The 19,369-nt window shown below is 69.2% G+C and carries 19 protein-coding genes; 5 read left to right on the top strand and 14 right to left on the bottom strand.

The window, feature by feature from the left end; genetic code table 11:
* Positions 1 to 8 precede the first annotated feature (8 nt).
* The 4 genes from ABEA33_RS25300 (at position 9) to ABEA33_RS25285 (ending at position 4,106) form a co-directional block, all read left to right on the top strand.
* Positions 9 to 893 (top strand): deoxyribonuclease IV, encoded by an 885-nt coding sequence (locus ABEA33_RS25300; RefSeq protein ID WP_345529885.1) that lies wholly within the window; start codon positions 9 to 11, stop codon positions 891 to 893.
* On the top strand, positions 890 to 1,786 hold the full coding sequence (locus tag ABEA33_RS25295) for a DMT family transporter (protein ID WP_345529884.1): 897 nt from the start codon (positions 890 to 892) through the stop codon (positions 1,784 to 1,786). The genes ABEA33_RS25300 and ABEA33_RS25295 overlap by 4 nt, the downstream gene beginning before the upstream one ends.
* A gap of 303 nt (positions 1,787 to 2,089) precedes the next feature.
* Complete coding sequence (gene aroF / locus ABEA33_RS25290) at positions 2,090 to 3,139, top strand: 3-deoxy-7-phosphoheptulonate synthase (protein WP_345529883.1); 1,050 nt, start codon at positions 2,090 to 2,092, stop codon at positions 3,137 to 3,139.
* Between the two features lie 37 nt (positions 3,140 to 3,176).
* Positions 3,177 to 4,106, top strand: a complete 930-nt coding sequence (locus tag ABEA33_RS25285) for an NADase-type glycan-binding domain-containing protein (RefSeq protein WP_345529882.1) — start codon at positions 3,177 to 3,179, stop codon at positions 4,104 to 4,106.
* A 77-nt stretch (positions 4,107 to 4,183) separates the two neighbouring features.
* Here ABEA33_RS25285 and ABEA33_RS25280 read toward each other — a convergent pair whose 3' ends face one another.
* From ABEA33_RS25280 to ABEA33_RS25210, 14 genes are all read right to left on the bottom strand, one after another.
* Positions 4,184 to 5,176: a threonine aldolase family protein gene (locus tag ABEA33_RS25280; RefSeq protein WP_345529881.1), complete on the bottom strand. Its 993-nt coding sequence runs from the start codon at positions 5,174 to 5,176 to the stop codon at positions 4,184 to 4,186.
* 54 nt (positions 5,177 to 5,230) lie between these two features.
* Entirely contained in the window at positions 5,231 to 5,671 is a 441-nt protein-coding gene (locus ABEA33_RS25275) for a PIN domain-containing protein (RefSeq protein ID WP_345529880.1), read from the bottom strand.
* Complete coding sequence (locus ABEA33_RS25270) at positions 5,668 to 5,874, bottom strand: type II toxin-antitoxin system VapB family antitoxin (protein WP_345529879.1); 207 nt, start codon at positions 5,872 to 5,874, stop codon at positions 5,668 to 5,670. The genes ABEA33_RS25275 and ABEA33_RS25270 overlap by 4 nt, the downstream gene beginning before the upstream one ends.
* Positions 5,875 to 6,258: 384 nt before the next feature.
* Entirely contained in the window at positions 6,259 to 6,789 is a 531-nt protein-coding gene (locus tag ABEA33_RS25265) for a hypothetical protein (RefSeq protein WP_345529878.1), read from the bottom strand.
* Entirely contained in the window at positions 6,789 to 7,379 is a 591-nt protein-coding gene (locus ABEA33_RS25260; protein WP_345529877.1) for a hypothetical protein, read from the bottom strand. The genes ABEA33_RS25265 and ABEA33_RS25260 overlap by 1 nt, the downstream gene beginning before the upstream one ends.
* Positions 7,376 to 8,542 (bottom strand): MlaD family protein, encoded by a 1,167-nt coding sequence (locus tag ABEA33_RS25255; RefSeq protein ID WP_345529875.1) that lies wholly within the window; start codon positions 8,540 to 8,542, stop codon positions 7,376 to 7,378. Before ABEA33_RS25255 ends, ABEA33_RS25260 begins: the two co-directional genes overlap by 4 nt.
* An 11-nt stretch (positions 8,543 to 8,553) precedes the next feature.
* Entirely contained in the window at positions 8,554 to 9,945 is a 1,392-nt protein-coding gene (locus ABEA33_RS25250) for an MCE family protein (RefSeq protein ID WP_345529874.1), read from the bottom strand.
* A complete protein-coding gene (locus ABEA33_RS25245) occupies positions 9,942 to 10,997 on the bottom strand; it encodes an MCE family protein (protein WP_345529873.1) in 1,056 nt (351 codons plus the stop codon). The genes ABEA33_RS25250 and ABEA33_RS25245 overlap by 4 nt, the downstream gene beginning before the upstream one ends.
* The gene (locus ABEA33_RS25240; protein ID WP_345529872.1) at positions 10,994 to 12,007 is read right to left on the bottom strand and encodes an MCE family protein; all 1,014 of its coding nucleotides are present in this window, start codon (positions 12,005 to 12,007) and stop codon (positions 10,994 to 10,996) included. The genes ABEA33_RS25245 and ABEA33_RS25240 overlap by 4 nt, the downstream gene beginning before the upstream one ends.
* Complete coding sequence (locus tag ABEA33_RS25235) at positions 12,007 to 13,098, bottom strand: MCE family protein (protein ID WP_345529871.1); 1,092 nt, start codon at positions 13,096 to 13,098, stop codon at positions 12,007 to 12,009. Before ABEA33_RS25235 ends, ABEA33_RS25240 begins: the two co-directional genes overlap by 1 nt.
* Positions 13,095 to 14,462, bottom strand: coding sequence for an MCE family protein (locus ABEA33_RS25230; RefSeq protein ID WP_345529870.1), 1,368 nt, complete (start codon positions 14,460 to 14,462; stop codon positions 13,095 to 13,097). Before ABEA33_RS25230 ends, ABEA33_RS25235 begins: the two co-directional genes overlap by 4 nt.
* A gap of 67 nt (positions 14,463 to 14,529) precedes the next feature.
* Positions 14,530 to 15,429 carry an MlaE family ABC transporter permease gene (locus ABEA33_RS25225; RefSeq protein WP_345529869.1) on the bottom strand — a complete coding sequence of 300 codons (900 nt, stop codon included), beginning with the start codon at positions 15,427 to 15,429 and terminating at the stop codon, positions 14,530 to 14,532.
* Position 15,430: 1 nt separating this feature from the next.
* Positions 15,431 to 17,191, bottom strand: coding sequence for an ABC transporter permease (locus ABEA33_RS27565; RefSeq protein WP_425577475.1), 1,761 nt, complete (start codon positions 17,189 to 17,191; stop codon positions 15,431 to 15,433).
* Positions 17,192 to 17,413: 222 nt separating this feature from the next.
* Positions 17,414 to 18,409, bottom strand: coding sequence for a hypothetical protein (locus ABEA33_RS25210; protein ID WP_345529868.1), 996 nt, complete (start codon positions 18,407 to 18,409; stop codon positions 17,414 to 17,416).
* Between the two features lie 209 nt (positions 18,410 to 18,618).
* On the opposite strand from ABEA33_RS25210, the gene ABEA33_RS25205 reads away from it, so the two are divergent.
* Positions 18,619 to 19,368, top strand: a complete 750-nt coding sequence (locus ABEA33_RS25205) for a hypothetical protein (RefSeq protein WP_345529867.1) — start codon at positions 18,619 to 18,621, stop codon at positions 19,366 to 19,368.
* The last annotated feature ends 1 nt before the right edge of the window (position 19,369 follow it).

Raw genomic sequence — 19,369 nt, 5'->3', positions numbered from 1 at the left:
TTGTGCCGGTGCTCGATCCAGCCTGCCGAAATCCGATCGGAACCCATGTCCTGGTCGGCAAGGGCCTCGTCGACGGGGCGGTCGCGAACGCCGACGAGGTCGGCTGCGAGACCTTCCAGATCTTCGTCGGCAACCCGCGCGGCTGGGCGCTGAGCGCGGGCAAGCCGGCCGAGGACGCCCGCTTCCGCGACCTGATGGCCGAGCGCGGCACCCGGACCTTCATCCATGCGCCGTACCTCGTCAACCTCGGCTCGCCGACCCCCGCGACGTACGAGAAGTCGGTGGCCTCGGTCGCCCACAACCTCAAGCGGGCCGCCGAGATCGGCGCGGAGGGCGTGGTCGTGCACACGGGCTCGTTCGTCGACCCCAGCGACGGCGACAGTGCGGCGCGCTACGGCACCGCGATGAAGCAGGTCCGCGAGGGCCTGCTCCCCCTCCTCGACGCTGTCGCCGACGACGCCGCTCCGTGGCTGCTGTTGGAGCCCACCGCCGGGCAGGGCCGGTCCCTGTGTGCGGGCGTCGAGGACCTCGCGCCGTACCTCGACGCGCTCGACCACCACCCCAAGGCCGGGATCTGTCTCGACACGTGCCACATCTTCGCGGCCGGTGCGCCGCTCGACGAACCGGGCGGTACGACGGCCACTGTCGACCGAATCGTCGAGATCGGCGGCGCCGGACGGCTGCGGCTCGTGCACGCCAACGACTCCATGGACGTCCGCGGCGCCTTCAAGGACCGCCACCAGCGGATCGGCGAAGGACACATCGGCGAGGGCGCCTTCCGCGAGCTCTTCGCCCACCCGGCGACGGACGGCGTGCCGTTCATCCTCGAGACGCCCGACTCCCGCAACGCCGACACCCGCGACATCCCGTTGCTCAAGCGCCTGCGCGGATGACCACCGAGTCGCGCCGTACGTCGCTGCTCGCGACGGCGGCCCTGCTCGGCGTCACCGCGTGCTGGGGCAGCACGTTCTTCCTGATCCACGACCTGGTCGAGCGGGTCCCGCCGGTCGACTTCCTGGCGCTGCGCTTCTCGATCGCCGCGGTGCTGCTGCTGGTCGTCGCCCCGAAGGCCGTGCTGCGACTGTCGGCCGAGGCACGGCGGCAGGCCCTCGTCCTCGGCGGTCTGTACGGCGTCGCGCAGATCATGCAGACCGTCGGACTCGCCCACACCCCGGCGAGCGTGTCTGGCTTCATCACCGGGATGTACGTCGTCGCGACGCCGCTCTTCGCCGCCGTACTCCTCCGCAACCGGATCACCCCGATGACGTGGGCGGCCGTGCTGCTGGCCTTCGCCGGACTCGCGGTGCTCACCCTCGACGGACTCTCCATCGGGTACGGCGAGGCGATCACCTTCCTGGCCGCACTGCTCTACGCGCTGCACATCGTGGGGCTCGGCGCGTGGTCCAACGCCAGCGACGCGATCGGGATGTCGATCGTCCAGATCGTCGTGGTCGCGGTGATCTGCCTGGTCGCCAGCGCCCCGTACGGGATCGTGCTGCCCGACAACGGCCGCGACTGGCTGTCGGTCGTCTACATGGCGGTCTTCCCTGCGGCGATCGCGCTGCTCGCCCAGACCTGGGCTCAGGCCCACCTGCCGGCCACCCGGGCGGCGATCGTGATGAGCATGGAGCCGGTCTTCGCCGCCCTCTTCGCGGTGTGGTTCGGCGGCGAGTCGATGACGGTGCGGATGGTGACCGGCGGCGTCCTGGTGCTCACCGCGATGCTGATCGTCGAGATCGGCCCGCGCCGCAAGATCGAGGCCGAGGTGCCGCACATCGCGGTGTGAGGCTCGCCGTACGTCGTCGAGTGACGCGAAATGGCCCTCGGACAGCCTCGAAAGGGGCCAGTTCACGTCGCTCGACGGATCTGGCGTCCGGAATCCGGGCAGTCCGCCGGGCGCCACCAACACTCGCCTAGTCTCGACCTGTGGCGACCACCTATCTCTTTGGACACCTGCCGGGAGCACCCGTGCGGGCCGTCCTCGTATAGGCGGGCTCCACTCCATCCAACGCCCCCGGCCACCCGCGGGGCGTTCTGCATGTCTGGGCCCCGACGACGTGGCCGACTCTGCCCCGAAAGAGGAACCACCATGGTCGTCGTGATGTCCCCCGAAGCCACCGATGAAGACATCGCGCGCGTCGTCGAGCGGGTCGAGAGCGTCGGCGGCGAGGCCTTCGTCTCCAAGGGCGTCGTCCGCACGATCATCGGGCTGGTCGGCGACATCGAGTCGTTCCACCACCTCAACCTGCGCACGCTGCGCGGCGTCGCCGACGTGCACCGCATCTCCGACCCCTACAAGCTGGTCAGCCGCCAGCACCACCCCGACCGCTCGACGGTCTGGGTCGGCCGCCCCGGCCAGCAGGTGCCGATCGGCCCGGACACTGTCACCTTCATCGCCGGCCCGTGCGCCGTCGAGTCCGCCCAGCAGACCCTCGAGGCCGCCCAGATGGCGAGGTCGGCGGGCGCCACGATCCTGCGCGGCGGCGCCTACAAGCCACGCACCTCGCCGTACGCCTTCCAAGGTCTCGGCGTCGCCGGCCTGGAGATCCTCGCCGACGTGCGCGAGGCGACCGGCCTGCCGGTCGTCACCGAGGTCGTCGACGTGCGCGACGTCGCCGTCGTGGCGGAGTACGCCGACATGCTCCAGATCGGCACCCGCAACGCCGCGAACTTCGGGCTGCTGCAGGCCGTCGGGGAGGCCGGCAAGCCGGTGCTGCTCAAGCGCGGCATGACCGCGACCATCGAGGAGTGGCTGATGGCGGCGGAGTACATCGCGCAGCGCGGCAACCTCGATGTCGTCCTGTGCGAGCGCGGCATCCGCACGTTCGAGCCCGCGACGCGCAACACCCTCGACATCTCCGCGGTGCCGGTCGTCCAGGCCGCCAGCCACCTGCCGGTCATCGTCGACCCGTCCCACGCGGCCGGCCGCAAGGACCTCGTCGTACCTCTCTCGCGCGCTGCTATCGCGGTCGGCGCCGACGGTGTGATCGTCGACGTACACCCCAAGCCGGAGGTCGCGCTGTGCGACGGACCGCAGGCGCTGGAGGGTGCGGAGCTGCGCGAGCTGGCGCAGGCCATGCGCCGCTTCCCGGAGCTCGTCGGTCGGCAGCCTGCCCGGGCTCCGGAGCCGGTCGTCTAATCTGTCGCACCGGTAGGCACGGCCGGGAGGGAGACCGATGACGGACTGCGCGAACTGCGGCCACGAGCTCGGCGTCGGCCGCTACTGCACCAACTGCGGCGCGTCGGTGGACGACGCCGTGGCGAGCCCGGACGGGGACTGGCGCACGGACACCGCCGAGCGCCCGCGTACGCCGCCGCCACCGCCCGCTCCGCCCCCTGCCTCACCACCGCCTGCCTGGACGCCTCCCCCGGCGCCCCGGTTCCCGTTGTACGCCGACGAGGTCGCCGAGCCGGACGAGGAGGTGTCCCCGCAGGCCCACCACCGGGGGTCACGACGGGCGGGCGGGTGGGTGGCGGCGGCCGTCGTGCTCGTCCTGGTCCTCCTGATCGGCGTCTGGCTCGTCACCACCGGCGACGACGACGAGCCCCCGACAACGGGACGACCGGGCGGCAGCGCTCCGGCAACCGCGGACGACCAGCCCAGCCAGGACGATCCCAGCGACGAACCACCCTCCCCGGCCCCGAGCGGGCTGACCGCCGAGAGCCAGGTGACCGTGCCGGCGACGTCGGCGCCCGGAGCGGACGTCGAGGGCAACCCGGTGAGCTTCGAGGGCACCAACATGCTCGACGGGGTCCCGGAGACCTGCTGGCGGATGCCGGGTGACGGCACCGGCGAGGAGATCGTCGTGACGCTCCCCCGGGAGACGCGCCTGCGCTCGGTCGGCATGATCAACGGCTACGCGAAGCAGGGCGGCGACGTCGACTGGTACCACGGCAACCGCCGGGTCGAGCAGGTCGAGTGGGTCTTCGACGACGGCACGACGGTCCCGCAGACCCTCGGCGACACCGAAGCGGTGCAGTCCACCGACGTCGACGTCACGACCACGACGATCACGATCCGGTTGGTCTCCGTCTCCGCGCCCGGCAAGGGGCCCTCACGGCGCGACTTCACCGCGATCAGCGACCTGCTCTTCGTCGCCCGCTGACGCCGTACATGCGGCTCACGCGGGGGTCGTGAGTCTGAGCGTGCGCTCAGGCGCACGCTCAGACTCACGACCCGGGATCAGAGCGAGCCCAGCGCCGCCGCTGCCTTCTCGGCGTCGGCACGCGTGATGTCGAGGTGCGTCACCAGGCGTACGGCGGTCGGGCCGACCGCCGAGACCAGCACCCCTGCCTCGCGGGCGGCCGCGACGAAGTCCGCGGCGTCCGTCCGGGGCACCACCACGATGTTGGTGTCGACGCTGGTCGGATCGACCCCGCATGCCTCTGCCAGCAGGCGGGCGTGCTCGTGGTCGTCCGCAAGCCGATCGATGTGGTGGTCGAGCGCGTGCAGGCCGGCGGCGGCGAGGATGCCGACCTGGCGCATGCCGCCGCCCATCCGCTTTCGCCAGATCCGCGACTCAGCGATCGCGTCGGCGTTGCCCACCATCAGCGAGCCGATCGGGGCGCCGAGGCCCTTGGACAGGCAGACCGCCATCACGTCGGCGATCGCGCCGTACTCCTCGAGCGGGACGCCGGTCGCGACGTGCGCGTTCCAGATCCGCGCACCATCCATGTGCACCCCGACGCCGACCCCGGTGGCGTACTCACGCAGGTCGCGCAGGTCCCCGATCGGCAGCACCGCGCCGCCAGCGAAGTTGTGGGTGTTCTCGACGGCGATCGCGGCCGTGGGCACGAAGAACGGCCCCATGTCGGGGGCGAAGATCGTCTGGATCATCGGCAGGTCGACCTGTCCGCGGGGATGGATCCAGGTCCGCATCGTCACGCCCGAGTAGGCACCGTGGGCACCGAGCTCGGCTCGGGCGATGTGGGCGCTCGCCTCGCACAGCACCTCCTGGCCGGGCGCCACCAGGGAGCGTACGGCGAGCACGTTGGCCATCGAGCCGGTCGGCGTGAACATCGCGGCCTCGTGACCGAACATCCCGGCCACCCGCTCCTCCAGGAGCGCGACGGTCGGGTCCTCGCCATACACGTCGTCCCCGACGTCGGCGCGGGCCATCGCGGCCCGCATCGACTCCGTCGGCTTGGTCAGGGTGTCGCTGCGAAGGTCGATCATGCAGCGATCCTGTCAGGCTGCCGACCTGGCAGCACCGCCCACGCGCGGGACTTTCTATGCGACCGAGCCGGGCGAGACGATCCAGCGCGTACGGAGGTCGGGACGGACCCGCGCCAGCTGACCGAAGTCGGAGTCGTAGTGCACGACGGTGACCACCTGGTCGTCGTACGAGTGCCGCAGCGCCGTTGCCGCGATCTGAAGGTCGCTGACCCCTACTGCCCTCCCGACACCTGACTCGAAGAGCAGCCCTTGGAGGTCAATGGCGGTCCGAGCCACCTCCTCGTCTGGCGGTAGGAACACCTTGCCGCGCTGATTGTCGCCGAGGATGGTGCGGTAGTCCGCTGGGCTCCGGGCCGAGTAGCACTCCTCCAGCAGCTGCGGCAGACAACTGGCGAGCTCGCCGGTCGCGAGCAACCCGACCACGGCCTCGGCAACCGCAGGAGCACGATGGATGCGCTGCGTCACGGAGTTGTCGACCAGGTACAGCTGCCTCATCGCTGCGCTTGTACGACGACCTCCGGGTCATCGAGATCGCTTGCAATGCCCGCCTGCAGACGCTCCACGTAGTCGAGTGCGCGTGCCTTGCGGACCACCTGCTCCAGTGCCTCGATCACCGTGCCTCGCTTCGTGGTCTGGCCAGTCGCGGCCATGGCGTCCGCCAGCAGGCGTTCGTCGAGTTCGATCAACGTCTTCGCCATCATTCACCTCGCAGATATACAGATCTCGAACACAATATATCCGGACCGCTAGTGCAGCTGACGCTTGGCCGCCTGGGAGCACCCAGCCGATCCCGACGAGTCGACCCGCTCCCTGCGGGTCACGCAGTGACACCCACAGGACGCCGACCGTTGCCGCAAGCGCGGCCTGTTCGGCGCCCGAGGGCGCTCGGTGACCTCGCCGCCGCGCCACCGGATAGACCGCTGCCGCTGCCACGAGCCCGACGGCCGCACCTCGGAAGGCCACCGGCGGGTTCGACCGAGCAACGGCGGTCGCGGCTACGGCACCAACGCCTGCACCGGCCAAAGCCAGTGCGATGGGTGGTTTCGAGGCTCGCTTCGCTCGCACCTCAACCACCGGCGTCGCTAGAGCGGCTTCAGGCCGGTGATCACCCAGGTCGCGCCTTTGCGCTCGGCCGTGATGTCCAGCTGAGCGGCGGACACGGACGCCTCCTTGTCCTTCTCGCGGAAGCTCTTCTGGTCGACGAAGACCAGCAGCGTCGCCTTGGAGCCGGTGAGGTCCTCGACCCCGGAGACCTGGACCTGGGCCGTCAGGGTGAGCTTCTGGCCGGGAGCCCGGTCCTGGAGGCTGGCGAAGAGGGTGTCGTACTCCTCGCGTGCCTGACCGGCCAGCACCTGGTCGGCGAAGGCCCGGGTCGCGTCCGGCTGGTTGTAGTCATAGCTGAGCACCTGGGTCAGGCCACGTGAGACGACGGTGATGACGTCCTCCTGGATGGTCTTGTCCAGCTGGGCACGGTTCTCCAGAGCCGGGTCGTCCTGCAGTGTGCGGGTCTGCCAGGCCAGCACGGCCGCGACCACCAGCAGCGCGACGGCCAGTGCCACCACCAGTCCCCGGAGCGTGGCCACGTTGCGCACCATCGTTGCGGTCCGCGCCATCAGATGTTCACCGCCACTTGCTGCAGGTTCTCGATCTTCCACTCCCCGTTGACCAGCACCAGGTCGGCCGAGAACCGGTTGCGCTTGACCGCAGGCTTCTCGGACCCGTCGACGGGCTCGACCGTGACCTCGACCGCCGCGAGCAGGGTCGCGGACCGGTCGGTGAGCTCGGTGAGGGCGGCCTGCACCACCCGACCGGAGGCGATCTTGCCCTGGTCGGCGAGCATCTGCTGCTCGCTGTCGCCGACCGACAGCAGCTGGTCGTGCAGCACGCCGGTCGACACCGACTGCCAGGCCTTGATGCCCGCCTCGACGTCCCGGCCGTCCATCGTGGTCATCGTCTCGACCGCAGCCGTCCCCTCGACCACCGCGGTGTCCCGCAGCGCGGCCCGGGCTCGGTCCGGATCGTTGTCGGCATCGCGCCACGACCAGAACGCCACCGCCACCGCTATCACCGCGACGACCAGGAGCAGCCACGCGAGGCCGCCGACGCGGGGCTTCCTCGAGCCGTCGGACTCGGCCGGCTCGTCTGGCTCGTCCACCTCGATCGGCTCGTCCAGCGCCGTCGACTCGTCCGCTCGGTCGCTCACGGCTTGCCTCCCATCAGGTCCTGCAGGTCATCCGCCGAGCTCAGCGTCGTCGTGCGCGAGCTCTTGCCGTCCTTCTTGCCACCCTGCACGGACATCGGGCCGCGCACGTTGGTCCCAGAGGATACGGGCGCCGTGCAGCCGGCGTCGGTGTTGAACGGCTCCCCCGGGCTGGTGTCGGTTCCCGGTCGCATCTCGGTGCCCTTGTATCCCTCGACACACGGAAGGGGGTTGAAGAAGGACAGTTGAGCACCGGACTTCATCCCCTTGCTGGTCATCACCGCGTAGGTGATCGAGATGCCCTCCGGCAGCTTGATCATCGTCTCCTTGACCCCGTCCGCGTTGGCGCCGAAGACCTCAGCCGTCGAGACCAGGTTGCTCATCAGCTGGCCGAGCGGCTGTCCGACGGTGCTGAACAGCCGGTCCAGCTGCCGGGCGGCCGCGGGGGTCTGCTCGATCACGCTGCGCCAGTCCTCGTCCTGCTCCTCGAGCGAGTGTGCCAGCAGGTTGAGATCGCTGCTGAAGCTCTTGAAGCTCGAGGCCGTGGCCTCCTGGGTGGCGAGCACCTTGCCGGAGTTGTCGATCAGGCTGACCGTCGTCAGGAAGTTGCGGTCGGCGGTCCGGGCGAACTCCGTGGACGTCTTCAGCAGCCGCGCCAGGTTGGCACCGTTGCCGCGGGTGAAGTCGTACACCTCGTCGGTCACGGTGTTCAGGTCGTCCGAGGGGATCGAGGCGACCAGGTCGCGGCTGCTGCGCAGCAACCCGTCGATCGAGGGCGGGAGGTCGGCGGCGGTGAGCGTCAGGTGCGCGCCCTCACCCAGCTTCTTGCCATCAGTCGAGCCGCCGCGCAGGTCGAGGTACTGCTCGCCGATGGCGGAGCGGTCCACGACCCGGGCCTGTACGTCGGCCGACATCTCCGGCGAGCCCCGCTTGATCCGGAGCACCGCCCTCGCGCCGTCCCGGTCCGCCTCCAGGGACTCGACCCGGCCCACCGGCACTCCCCGGTAGGTGACCTCGGAGTTCTCGAAGAGACCTCCCGCCTCGGGCATGTCCACGGTGACCTCGTAGCCGCCGTAGTAGCGGTCCAGACCCACGTAGTGCACCGCCAGGAAGGTGGTGGTGCACAACGCGATCACCACGAAGATGACGACCTTGGTCTTGGTCATGAAGGTCAGCATCAGTCGGCCTCCGTGCTCGACGACGGCGACGCCTCGGCGGTCGCGCTCGGACTGGCTGACTCGCTGGGCACCTGGACCGATGGCCCCGGCAGCCCCGGCAATGCCGAGTCGGTCGGCGGCAGCAGGCTGGGCGTGGGCGAGACGTCGTCCGTCGGACCGGCGGACGGGCTGGCCGCTCCATCGGGCGAGGCCTTGCCGGACGGGCTCGGCTTGCCCGACGGCTTCCTGCCCTCCGGTGCCTTGGTCGACTTGCCAGCCTTCTGACCGCGGACCTGAGCCCCGCCCCCGCCCTGGACTTCGGCGAAGGGATCGATCGCCGGCTCCGTTCCCTCATCGGCATACTGTGGCCACGGGCAGCCCAGGCCCGTGCAGGTGGCCGGCAACGAGGTGTAGCTGGCGGTCGCGAACACGTTGAGGTAGTCGCCCTTGATCGCGCCGAGCACGGAGTCCGGGAACGGGTAGGTGAGCAACAGCTCCAGCGAGTTCGGCAGCGCGTCGCCCGACTCGGCCAGCTCACGCAGGATCGGCTCGAGCAGCTGCATGTCCGCGACCATGTCCTTCTGGGACGCGTTCAGGGTCCGCACGCTGACGTCACTGAGCTTGTCGAGAGCCTTCAGCATGTCGACCAGCTGGCCGCGCTGCTCGGCCAACGCCTTCATGCCGGGGCTCAGTCCCTCCAGGGCCTCGGCGATCTTGTCCTTGTCCCGCTCCAGGGTCGTGGAGAGCTTCGCCACCGAGTCCAGCGCGGCGGTGATGGCTCCCTTGCGCGCGTTGAGGTTGGTCATGAAGGTCTCCATGTTGTTCAGGAAGCCTCGGATCTCCTCGGGGCGGCCGGCAGAGACCTGCTGCAGCTCGTGGGAGATGTCCTGGAACTTGGCGAGCCCGCCACCGTTGACCACCAGCGACAGGGCGCCCAGGACCTGCTCGACCTCGGCCACCTGGCTGGTCTCGCCGATCGGGATGTTCGCACCCGACTGCAGCGCGGGCGCGTCCGGGGCGTCCTCGGCGGGACGGATCAGCGCGACGTACTTCTCACCCAGGAGCGAGGTCTGCTGGAGCCGGGCGGTGGTGCCCTTCGGGAGGACGACGTCGCCGTTCACCAGCAGGGTGGCCCGGGCACTGCGCCCGTCCGGGTTGAGCTCGATCGAGGCGACCCGACCGACCGCGATGTTCTCGACCTTGACGCTGCTCTGCGGCACCAGGTCGACCACGTCGTTGAAGTCCGCGGTGATCTCCAGCGGGTGGTCGCCGACGTCGGCGCCGCCGGGCAGGGGCGTGTTGTAGAGGTCCTTGCCCAGGCTGCACCCGGTCAGCAGCAGGGCCAGCACCAGGGAGAGGGCCAGGCCCACCAGCGGGCCGCGCCGGCCAGTCCTGCGGCTACGGGTGCTCATCGACGCCTCTCTTCGGTGGATCCGCCGAGCATCGTCGGCGGGGCGTCGCGTGAGGTCCGGGCGGTCAGACCGTCGTTGCTCCACAGCGAGACCTCGTTGACGTCGCCGCGGGCGGCGATCACGCCGTAGTCGGCGTCATAGGCGTCTTCCAGGTTGTGCAGCAGCAGCGGAGCCAGCTTGATCATCTCGTCGAGCGACTTCTGGTTCTCCTTCAACGCCTTCGACGTCGGCACGAGCTGGTCGACGCTGGTCTCGAGGTCGGCCCGGTTCTTCCTGATGAAGTCGTCGAGCACGGCCATCGCACCGGCCAGGTTCTTGGCCATCTTGCCCATGTCGTCGCGGTCGTCGGCCAGGAAGCCCGCCACGTCGGCGAACTGGTCGCTCACCTCTGCCACGGCGCTGTCGTTGTCGACCAGCATCGTGTTGAGCTTGTCGAGGTTGGCGAGCATGGAGAAGAAGCTCTCGTCCACGTTCGACAGGGTCGCGCTGGCCTTGCCGAACTCGCTGATCATGGTGTTCAGCTTCTGGCCCTGCCCGTCGAGGTTGTTGGCGCCCACCTTGATCAACCTGGCCAGGGCGCCGTTCTTGTTGGCGCCCTTGGGACCGAGGGCGTCGGCCATGTCCTTCAGGCCGGCGTACAGGTCGTCGATCTCGACCGGCACCGCGGTGTCGTCGAGGTCGATGACCGTGCCGCTGCTCAGCTTGCGGTCGCCCGAGCCCTTGACCCACGGCTGGGTCATCTGCACGAACCGGTCGCTGACCATGGTCGGCGCGATGATCACGGCCTTGGTGGTGGCGGCGACCGGCTGCTCCGGGTCGAGCTCCATCGTGACCCGCACGCTCTCGCCCTCGGCGCTCACCTCGGTGACCGTGCCGACCGGCACGCCCAGCACCTGGACGTCCGAGCCGGGGTAGAGACCCACCGTGGAGTCGAACATGGCGGTGACCTTGATCGGCTCGGTGCGCATCAGGGCACGTGCCCCGAGCGCGCCGACCACCACGAGGCCGAGCACCAGCGAGATGACCAGCCGGCGACGCATCGGGTGACTCATGAGGCACCTCCGGGGTAGCAGTTGCGGACCACGTCGTTCTCCAGCACCGGGTCGTTGTTCTTGTCGAAGAGACCGCACAGGTAGGCATCCACCCACTTGCCGTTGCCGGTGGCGGCACCCAGCACCCGGTAGTAGGGACCGAGCTTCTCCAGGGCCTGGTCGATGTTCTTCTGGTTGCGGTTGAGGATCGCGGTGACCCGGTCGAGCTTGTCCAGCGCCGGGGCGAGCGTCTTGTCGTTGTCCTTGACCAGGAGGCGCAACTGCTCCGCCAGGTCCGCGGTGCCGACGAAGAGCGCGTGCACCGCCTCCCGGCGGTGCTGCAGCTCACCGAGGAGGTCCGATCCGTCGTTGATCAGTGACGCCAGCTCCGTGTTGCGCTCGGCCAGGGTGCCGGTGACACCGTCGGTGGCCTCCAGCAGTCCGTCCAGCGCGGAGTCCCGCGACGAGATGGTGCGGGACAGGTCGGTCAGTCCGCCGACCATCCGCTGCACCGAGTCGGGGGTGTTCTCGAACGCGGTGGCCAGCGCGTCGAAGCTCTGCTCCAGCTGCTTGGTGTCGATCTCGCCGAACGTCTCGGAGAGGTCGGACATGGCGGCGTTCACGTCGTACGGCGTGGTCGTGCGCTCCAACGGGATGGCTCCCTCGAGCGACCCGGTGCCGAGCGGGTCCACGGCGACGAACTTCTGGCCGAGCATCGTCTTGACCTTGATCGCGGCGGTGGTCGCGTCGTGCAGGTCCACGCCCTTGGCCTGGAAGCTGACCACCACCCGGTCGCCGTCGAGCCGCACGTCGGTGACCTCACCGACCCGGACGCCGGCCACCCGGACCTCGTTGCCGGGCTTCAGGCCGCCGGCCTCGGTGAAGACCGCCTGGTACTCCTTGCCGGCGCCGAGGATCGGCAGCGAGCTCATGTTCATCGCGCCGTAGAACGCCACCCCCATGACGACCAGGCCGATCACGGCCAGCACCACCCGGTTGCGCTCTGCGAACGCGCGTGGGAACCGAGACATCAGCGACACCTCCCGGCGACCGGCTTGACGCCGAGGTCGCCCATGTAGCCCTCAGGCATGGGGATCCGTCCGTCCATGGAGCACAGGTAGAAGTTCAGCCAGGAGCCGTAGCTCCCGATCCGGCCGATCCGGTCGAGCTTGACGGGCAGCTTCTTCAGGAAGCTGTCGACCTCGGTGCTGTGCTTGTCGAGGTTGGCCGAGAGCACGCCCACGTGCGCGATCGACTTGCGCAGCGGCTGGCGGACCTCGCTCAGGAGGTCGGCGACCCTGGTGGTGAGCTTGCCCATCCCTTCGATGGACTCGCCGATCGAGGCCCGGTCCTCGGCGAGCCCCGAGACCAGCTGCTGCATCGCGACCAGCGTGGTGTCGAGCTGTCCGGAACGCTCGTTGACCGTCGTCATCACGCCGCTCAGGCTGGTGATCAGCTCCCCGATCACCTGGTCCTTCTCGGCCAGGGTCGAGGTCAGGCTGGCGGTGCTCTGCAGCAGCCCGTCCACGGTGGCGTCCTCGCCCTGGAAGACCGCGATGATCTGCTCGCTGAGCCGGTTGACGTCGTCGGGGTTCAGCATCCGCAGCAGCGGCCGGAACCCGTTGAAGAGCACCGTCAGGTCCAGCGCCGGCCGGGTCTCGTCGACCCCGAAGGTATGGCCGGGCTTGATCGCCGACTCGGTCGTGGCGCTAGCCGGTCGGATGTCGTTGCCGCCAGTGTCGCTGCCGGGCCCACTCAAGGGCGGCTGCTCGACGGCCAGGTAGCGCTGGCCGACCAGGTTGCGGAACTTGATCTGGATCACCGAGCCGGCGTCGACGCGCATCCCCTTGCGGATCGTGAACGTCACCTTGGCCAACCGGTTGTCGGTGAGCGTCACGTCCGTGACGGTGCCGACCTTGACCCCGGCGATCCGGACGTCGTCGCCGCGGTTGACGCTGGTCGCGTCGTTGAAGATGGCGGTGTAGTCCTGGGCTTCCCCGGCCGAGCTGTTGCGGATGGTGGTGGCCAGGATCCCGGTGGCGGTCACCGTGGCGATCGTGAAGACCAGGCTCTTGATGATGATGGCCCACATCGGGCCGTGGTTGGCGTCCTTGGCTGTCATTTCAGCTCCACCTCTGTGTTGCGGAGGGTCGGCCCGAGCAGGAGGCTGTTCCAGCGCGGGTACTCGCTCGGGGCCATCCCCTGGGTGGGTGCGACCAGCTCGGCGATCAGCTGGTTCTCCGCCGGCGAGTTGGCGTCGCCGAGCCCGGCGAGCGCCATCAGGTAGGACTCCGCCTGGGCACCGGGCGGCGGTCCGATCTGGGCCGGGTCGTCGGTGGAGGCGTCGAGGGGGTCGTCGGCCACCGGCACCTCTGGCCAGGACCTCATCTTCTCCTCACTGGTGTCCGCGCTCTGCTTGGCCGCCTTGGTGCCGACCTCGCCGGTCACGTACGGGCACCGCGGCGGCGGGTCACCCTTGGTGAAGTGGACGTCGTCCTTGCCGACCAGGTACTTGTCCCGGGCCGGCATCACGGTGAGGATGCCGTGCATGCCGGGCTCGTCGGTGCCCCTGCCCAGCGCGTCATCCATCTTCGGCTTCATGTTCGCCACGGCCCGGAAGAGGCAGGGGAACTGGGAGGCGTACGGCTCGGTGGCCGCCAGCGCCGCTCGGCTCTCCTTGGAGAGCACCACGATGGTGTCGTGGTTGTCGGAGACCCAGCCGCGAGCGGTGTCGGCCGAGCTGATCACGCTGGCGTAGACGTCACGCAGCTGGACCTGCTTGTCGGCCAGGGTCTGCATGCTGGTGGTCATCGTGCTGAGGGCGTCGACCAGGTCGGGCGCGGCCACGTTCCACTGGTCCGCGACCCGCGCCAGACTGGCCAGGTCGTCGGCCATCTGGGGCACGTGTGGGTTGAGCTTCTGCACGTAGCGCGACCACTGGACCATCGTGTCCCCGAGCTCCTTGCCCTGCCCGCGCAGCATGTCGGAGAACTCGCCGAGCATGGCTGAGAGCTTCTCCGGCTGGATCGCCTTGAGCACGGGCAGCAGCGCGTCCAGCACCTGCTGCAGCTCGGCCGCCTCGGCCGAGGCGTCCTGGTGGATCACGTCACCGGCCTGCAGGTTGGTGCTGCTGGGCTGGGCGGGCACCACCAGCGCGACGTACCGCTCGCCGAACATGGTCTTGGGCAGCAGCCGGGCCACGACGTTGTCGGGCACCTTGTCCAACGTCGCGGGGTCCAGCGCCAGCCTCAGGTCGGCGCCCTCGTCGGTAGCGGAGATCTTCGCCACCGCGCCGACCGGGACCCCGTTGAGCTTGACGTCCGAACCGACCTGGAGGGCGTTGCCGACGACGTCGGTGCGCAGGATGATGTCCCGGTGCGGGATCAGTGCCCGGCTGTAGGACAGGTAGGCGACCACGAGCCCGCCGGCCAGCAGCGCCAGGGTGAGCACGCCGAGCAGGACGTCTCTGACCCGACCGGCGTTCATTGCGGGGTCCCCTTTCGATTGTTCGCGGAGGAGCGAAGCGGAGGAGCGGAGAATCGAATGGGGTGCTTCATCCGGCGATCCTGACCGTGGTGGCCGCGCCCCACAGGGCCATCGAGAGGATCAGGTCCAGCACCGCCACCGCGACCAGGCTGCGGCGTACGGCGCGGCCCACGGCCACGCCGACTCCGGCCGGTCCGCCGGTGGCCTGGTAGCCCATCCGGCAGTGCACCATGATGATCATCACCGAGAAGATCAGCACCTTGACGAACGACAGCAGGATGTCGATCGGTGGCAGGAACAGGTTGAAGTAGTGGTCGTAGGTGCCGGCCGACTGTCCGTAGACGAAGACGGTGACGGCCCGCGCTCCGGCGTACGACGTGAGCAGGCCGATCACGTAGAGCGGGATGATCGCGATGAACCCGGCGATCACCCGGGTGGTGATCAGGTAGGGCACCGGCGAGACGGCCATCGCCCGGAGCGCGTCGACCTCCTCGTTGATCCGCATCGCACCCAGCTGCGCGGTGAAGCCGGCGCCTACGGTGGCCGAGAGGGCCAGGGCGGCGACCATGGGGGCCACCTCGCGGGTGTTGAAGTAGGCCGAGATGAAGCCGTTGAGGGCCGAGGCACCGATCTGGTCGAGCGCGGCATAGCCCTGCATGCCGACCACGAAGCCGACCGAGAGGGTCAGCCCGAGCATCACGCCGATGGTGCCGCCGATCACGGCCAGGGCACCCGAGCCGAAGCTCACCTCCGAGAGCAGGCGCAGCACCTCCTTGGGGTAGTGCCGCAGGGTCCCGGGGATGTGCGCCAGGACCTGGAGGTAGAACCGCAGGTCGGCGCCGAGCTGGGCGAGCTTGTCCACCGGGCGGCGCAGCAGGCGCGGGGCGCCCTCGGAGAGCTTGCTGGTGTGCTTCGGCCGCTTGGGGACGGCCATCGGGGGGAAGCTGAGCGTCGGGTTGTCGGCCATGTCAGGCCCCCTTCATGGGCACCAGCGTCAGGTACAACGCGGTGAGGACGAAGTTGACGAAGAAGAGCATCAGGAAGGTGATCACCACGGACTGGTTCACCGAGTCGCCGACGCCCTTGGGTCCGGGTGCGGTGTTGAGGCCCCGGTAGCAGGCGATGACGCCGGCCAGGAACCCGAAGATGACCGCCTTGATCTCACCGACCCACAGGTCGGAGATCTGGGCCAGCGCGGTGAAGCTGGACAGGTAGGCACCGGGAGTGCCGCCCTGGAGGACCACGTTGAAGAAGTAGCCGCCGAGCACGCCGACCACCGAGACCAGCCCGTTGAGCAGCACCGCGGCGACGACACAGGCGATCACGCGAGGGACGACCAGGCGTTGCACCGGGTCGAGTCCCATCACCCGCATCGCGTCGATCTCGTCGCGGATGGTGCGGGCCCCGATCTCGGCGCAGATCGCGGCACCACCCGCGCCGGCGATGACCAGGGTGGTGACGATCGGCGACGCCTGCTGCACGACCGCGAGCACGCTGGCCGCGCCGGTGAACGACTGGGCGCCGATCTGCTTGGTCAGGGTCCCCAGCTGCAGCGCGATCACCGCGCCGAGCGGGATCGAGATCAGCATCGCGGGCACCCACGACACGCTGACCACGAACCAGAACTGCTGGAGCGTCTCGGTCCACGAGAAGGGGCGGCGGAAGGTCGCCCTGACGGTGTCGAGGGCGAGCGCGAAGAGGCTTCCGGTCCCGTCCAGCGCCCGGATCGGGAGGCTGGGCTTCGGGATGGCTCGCGCTCGATCGCTCTCCTCGTCGTCGGCGACGTACAGGGTCGCGGCGCCGGCGCTGACGCGGTCGCGGTGGCGCTCGGCGCTGGCCCGCACCGCTCCGGAGCGAGGCGCCAGCTGACGGGGCAGCACCTCGATGGCGCGAGCGCCCGTGTGCACCATGGTGGAGCCGGGGTAGCCCACGCCCTCATAGCTGACCGGGTCGGACCGCTTGTGGTCGGCCTCCTCGCTCATCCCGATCGGGCCGTCGGGGTCGCCGCTCATGAACTGGCTGACCACCGGGTGGTCGGTCATCAGGAACTCCTCGCGGGGCCCGAACATGACCAGCTCGCGGCGGTAGAGCATGCCCAGGTTGTCGGGCAGGGTGCGGGCCAGCTCGATGTTGTGGGTGACCACGAGCATGGTGGCGTCGGTGGCCGCGTTGACCTCGATCAGCAGCTCGGCCAGGTTGGAGGTGCGCACCGGGTCGAGACCCGAGTCGGGCTCGTCGATCAGGATGATCTCGGGGTCCATGACCAGCGACCGGGCCAGGCCGGCGCGCTTCTTCATGCCGCCGGAGATCTCACCGGGCAGCTTGTGCTCCTGGCCGACCAGGCCCACCATCCCGAGCTTCTCCATCACCACGTCCCGGACCTTGGTCTCCTTGAACTTGGTGTGCTCGCGGAGTGGGAAGGCGACGTTGTCGTAGACGCTCATCGAGCCGAAGAGTGCGCCGTCCTGGAAGAGCACCCCGAACTTCTTACGCAGCTCGAGGCGCCGCGACTCACGCGCCGAGACCATGTCGACGCCGTCGATGAAGACCTGCCCCTGCTCGGGCTTGGTGAGCCCGATCAGCGACTTGAGGAACACCGACTTGCCGGTGCCCGACGGGCCCATCATGGCGGTGATCTCCCCGGGGGGCAGGGTCAGCGTGACGTCGTGCCAGATGTTCTGGCGACCGTACGTCTTACTGAGTCCGATCACTTCGACGGATCCGCCCACGGGAGGGCCTCCTGGTTTCGTAGGGGTGGCCCTGGGGCGGGCCGGGTTGATAATCGGGTGTGAGCTGCGTGGTCACGCTCGCATGACTCGTGTGACCCCGGTCACCTGCTACCGAGGACAGCCTGCATCGTCAGTGGGCTAGATCAGGCGAGAACGTCGAGATCGGTCGCATCGACCTCCGGATGTTGTGACCGGGGTGACAACATGCGAGCGTGCGCCGGCCTAGCGGTCCTCGCGCTCCGGGTAGTCGAACGGCTTCGGGCCGGGGCAGTAGTCGGTCAGGCCTCCAGCCTTCGCACCGGCCTCGGTGGCGAGCTTGGGGCTCGACGCTCCCGGCGGCAACGGGGCTGGGGCACCGTTCACACTGAGATCGCACGCCCATCCGCTCCGCGCCACCACCGGGTTGTCGGCACCCGAGACGGAGAGCGTCATCAGCCGCGACAGGTCATCGCCGGCCGTCGTCGTGCACCCCGTGAACGGCGGTATCGTCATCGACCCTTTCATCTCGCCGCCGAAGATCGCATCCCAGTAGGTAGAGGGGTCGTGAGTGCGGTACCACTCCTTCTCATCACCTACCGGCCGGTCATAGAGGGGCGTGCGCAGCGTGACCGGCGCCGGCTCCACGGTGCGGCAGTCGCCGTTGAGCTCGAGGTCCACACCGTCGACCCGCACCGACAGAATCCGGACGTTCAGGCTATCCGCGATGACAGTCTCCAGGTACGTGACATGGTCGTAGTTCTGGAAGCCGGGACGGGGGTTGGACTCGTAGAACTTGCGATCCAAGAGCACCTTGAGCGGCGCGGGATAGTCCCCCGCTCGGCGCTGGCTGACCTGAACGGTGGCCTCGACCGGCATCAGCCCGAACCCGACCGACCGCACCGTCATCGGCGCCAGGTATCCATAGTTGGCCGGCGCGCCCTTCGGCGACACGAAGTACCCCTCGGCGCGTACCTGCCCCGACGAGAGGTCGTCGCTGTTCGCGAGGGAGGCCACCTCGGCCACCACCATGGCGGCCGGGGTGCGGAACCACTGCTTGGCCCGCCGGGCGTAGGAGAGCCCTCCCTGCCCGGCGTTGGCCCACGACCCGAACGTCGCGTCAGGCAGGCCCGGGTACCACTCGGGCTCGTCGTCGGCCTGGGAAGACTGCGCGGTGGTCAGCAGTGCGGCCAGCAGCAGCACGGCCAGGCCACCGCGAGCCAGGAGCTTGCGTCGTCGCATGACCCCAACGTGACGTAGGGACGACGGGACGGCAACCAGGTCCGCGACATCCGTCACACCCGGTGCCGATAGTTGTGACGCCCATGACAAGTGTGGGACCCGCATCGAGGCTCGTGGCGGGATCTCGTGCCCCGGCACGCTCGGCCCCCACAGGATGCGGAATCGGTGTCACCTCCGACACCGTCACCATGAGACAAGGGAGCAAAGCAATGCACCTCCGTCAGGTCCTCACCCTCTGTGCCGCTGTCGCGGTAGCCGGGGCACTCGCCACCCCCGCCGTCCAGGCCAACAGCCCCACCGGCAACGACATCACCACCATCCAGGTCAACGGCAGCTCCACCGCCGGCACCGTCGCCACCACCGGCACCTTCAACGGCGGCACCGCGACCTTCGTCGCCCTCGGCTACACCGCCACCTGCAGCGGAGGGACCGCCGGCGGACACGTCAACCGCGGTCCCCTCACCTCCGGCGGCACCGCCTTCACGTTCACCACCCTCAGCGTCACCTGCAACACCTGGTGGGGCATCAGCGCAACCATCGCCCTCGCCCCCAGCTGCAGCATCGACGTGAAGATGGGCGGCGTGCGCACCTCGCCCAACGACAACGTCCACGACTCGTACAACCCGACGGCCACGATCGACACCGGTCTCTACAACAGCGCGGCGCCGCAGAAGGTCCACAACGTCCTGGGTACCATGGTGCTTCCCGCACCCGCCCGCAACTGCGTCACCGTGACCCTGTCCTCCGGCACCTGCAAGGCCTACGTCCAGGGCAACGCGAACGTCGAGTTCGACGAGGCCGTCAAGACCGTCAGCGGCGTCCAGTACCAAGACCTGTACCTCCGAGGCACCGGCCTGTCCCTCTACGGCCAGACCGCCTCGTGCCTGGGCCTGTGGTCCGGCGCCGTCACCCTCAACAACATCGATTTCAACATCCCAGCTGAGATCGACTTCCAGTAAT

It is taken from the genome of Nocardioides endophyticus, assembly GCF_039543845.1.
GTDB lineage: Bacteria > Actinomycetota > Actinomycetes > Propionibacteriales > Nocardioidaceae > Nocardioides > Nocardioides endophyticus.
Note: the sequence above shows the minus strand (reverse complement) of the source record. Positions and strands in the feature narration are given on the sequence as shown.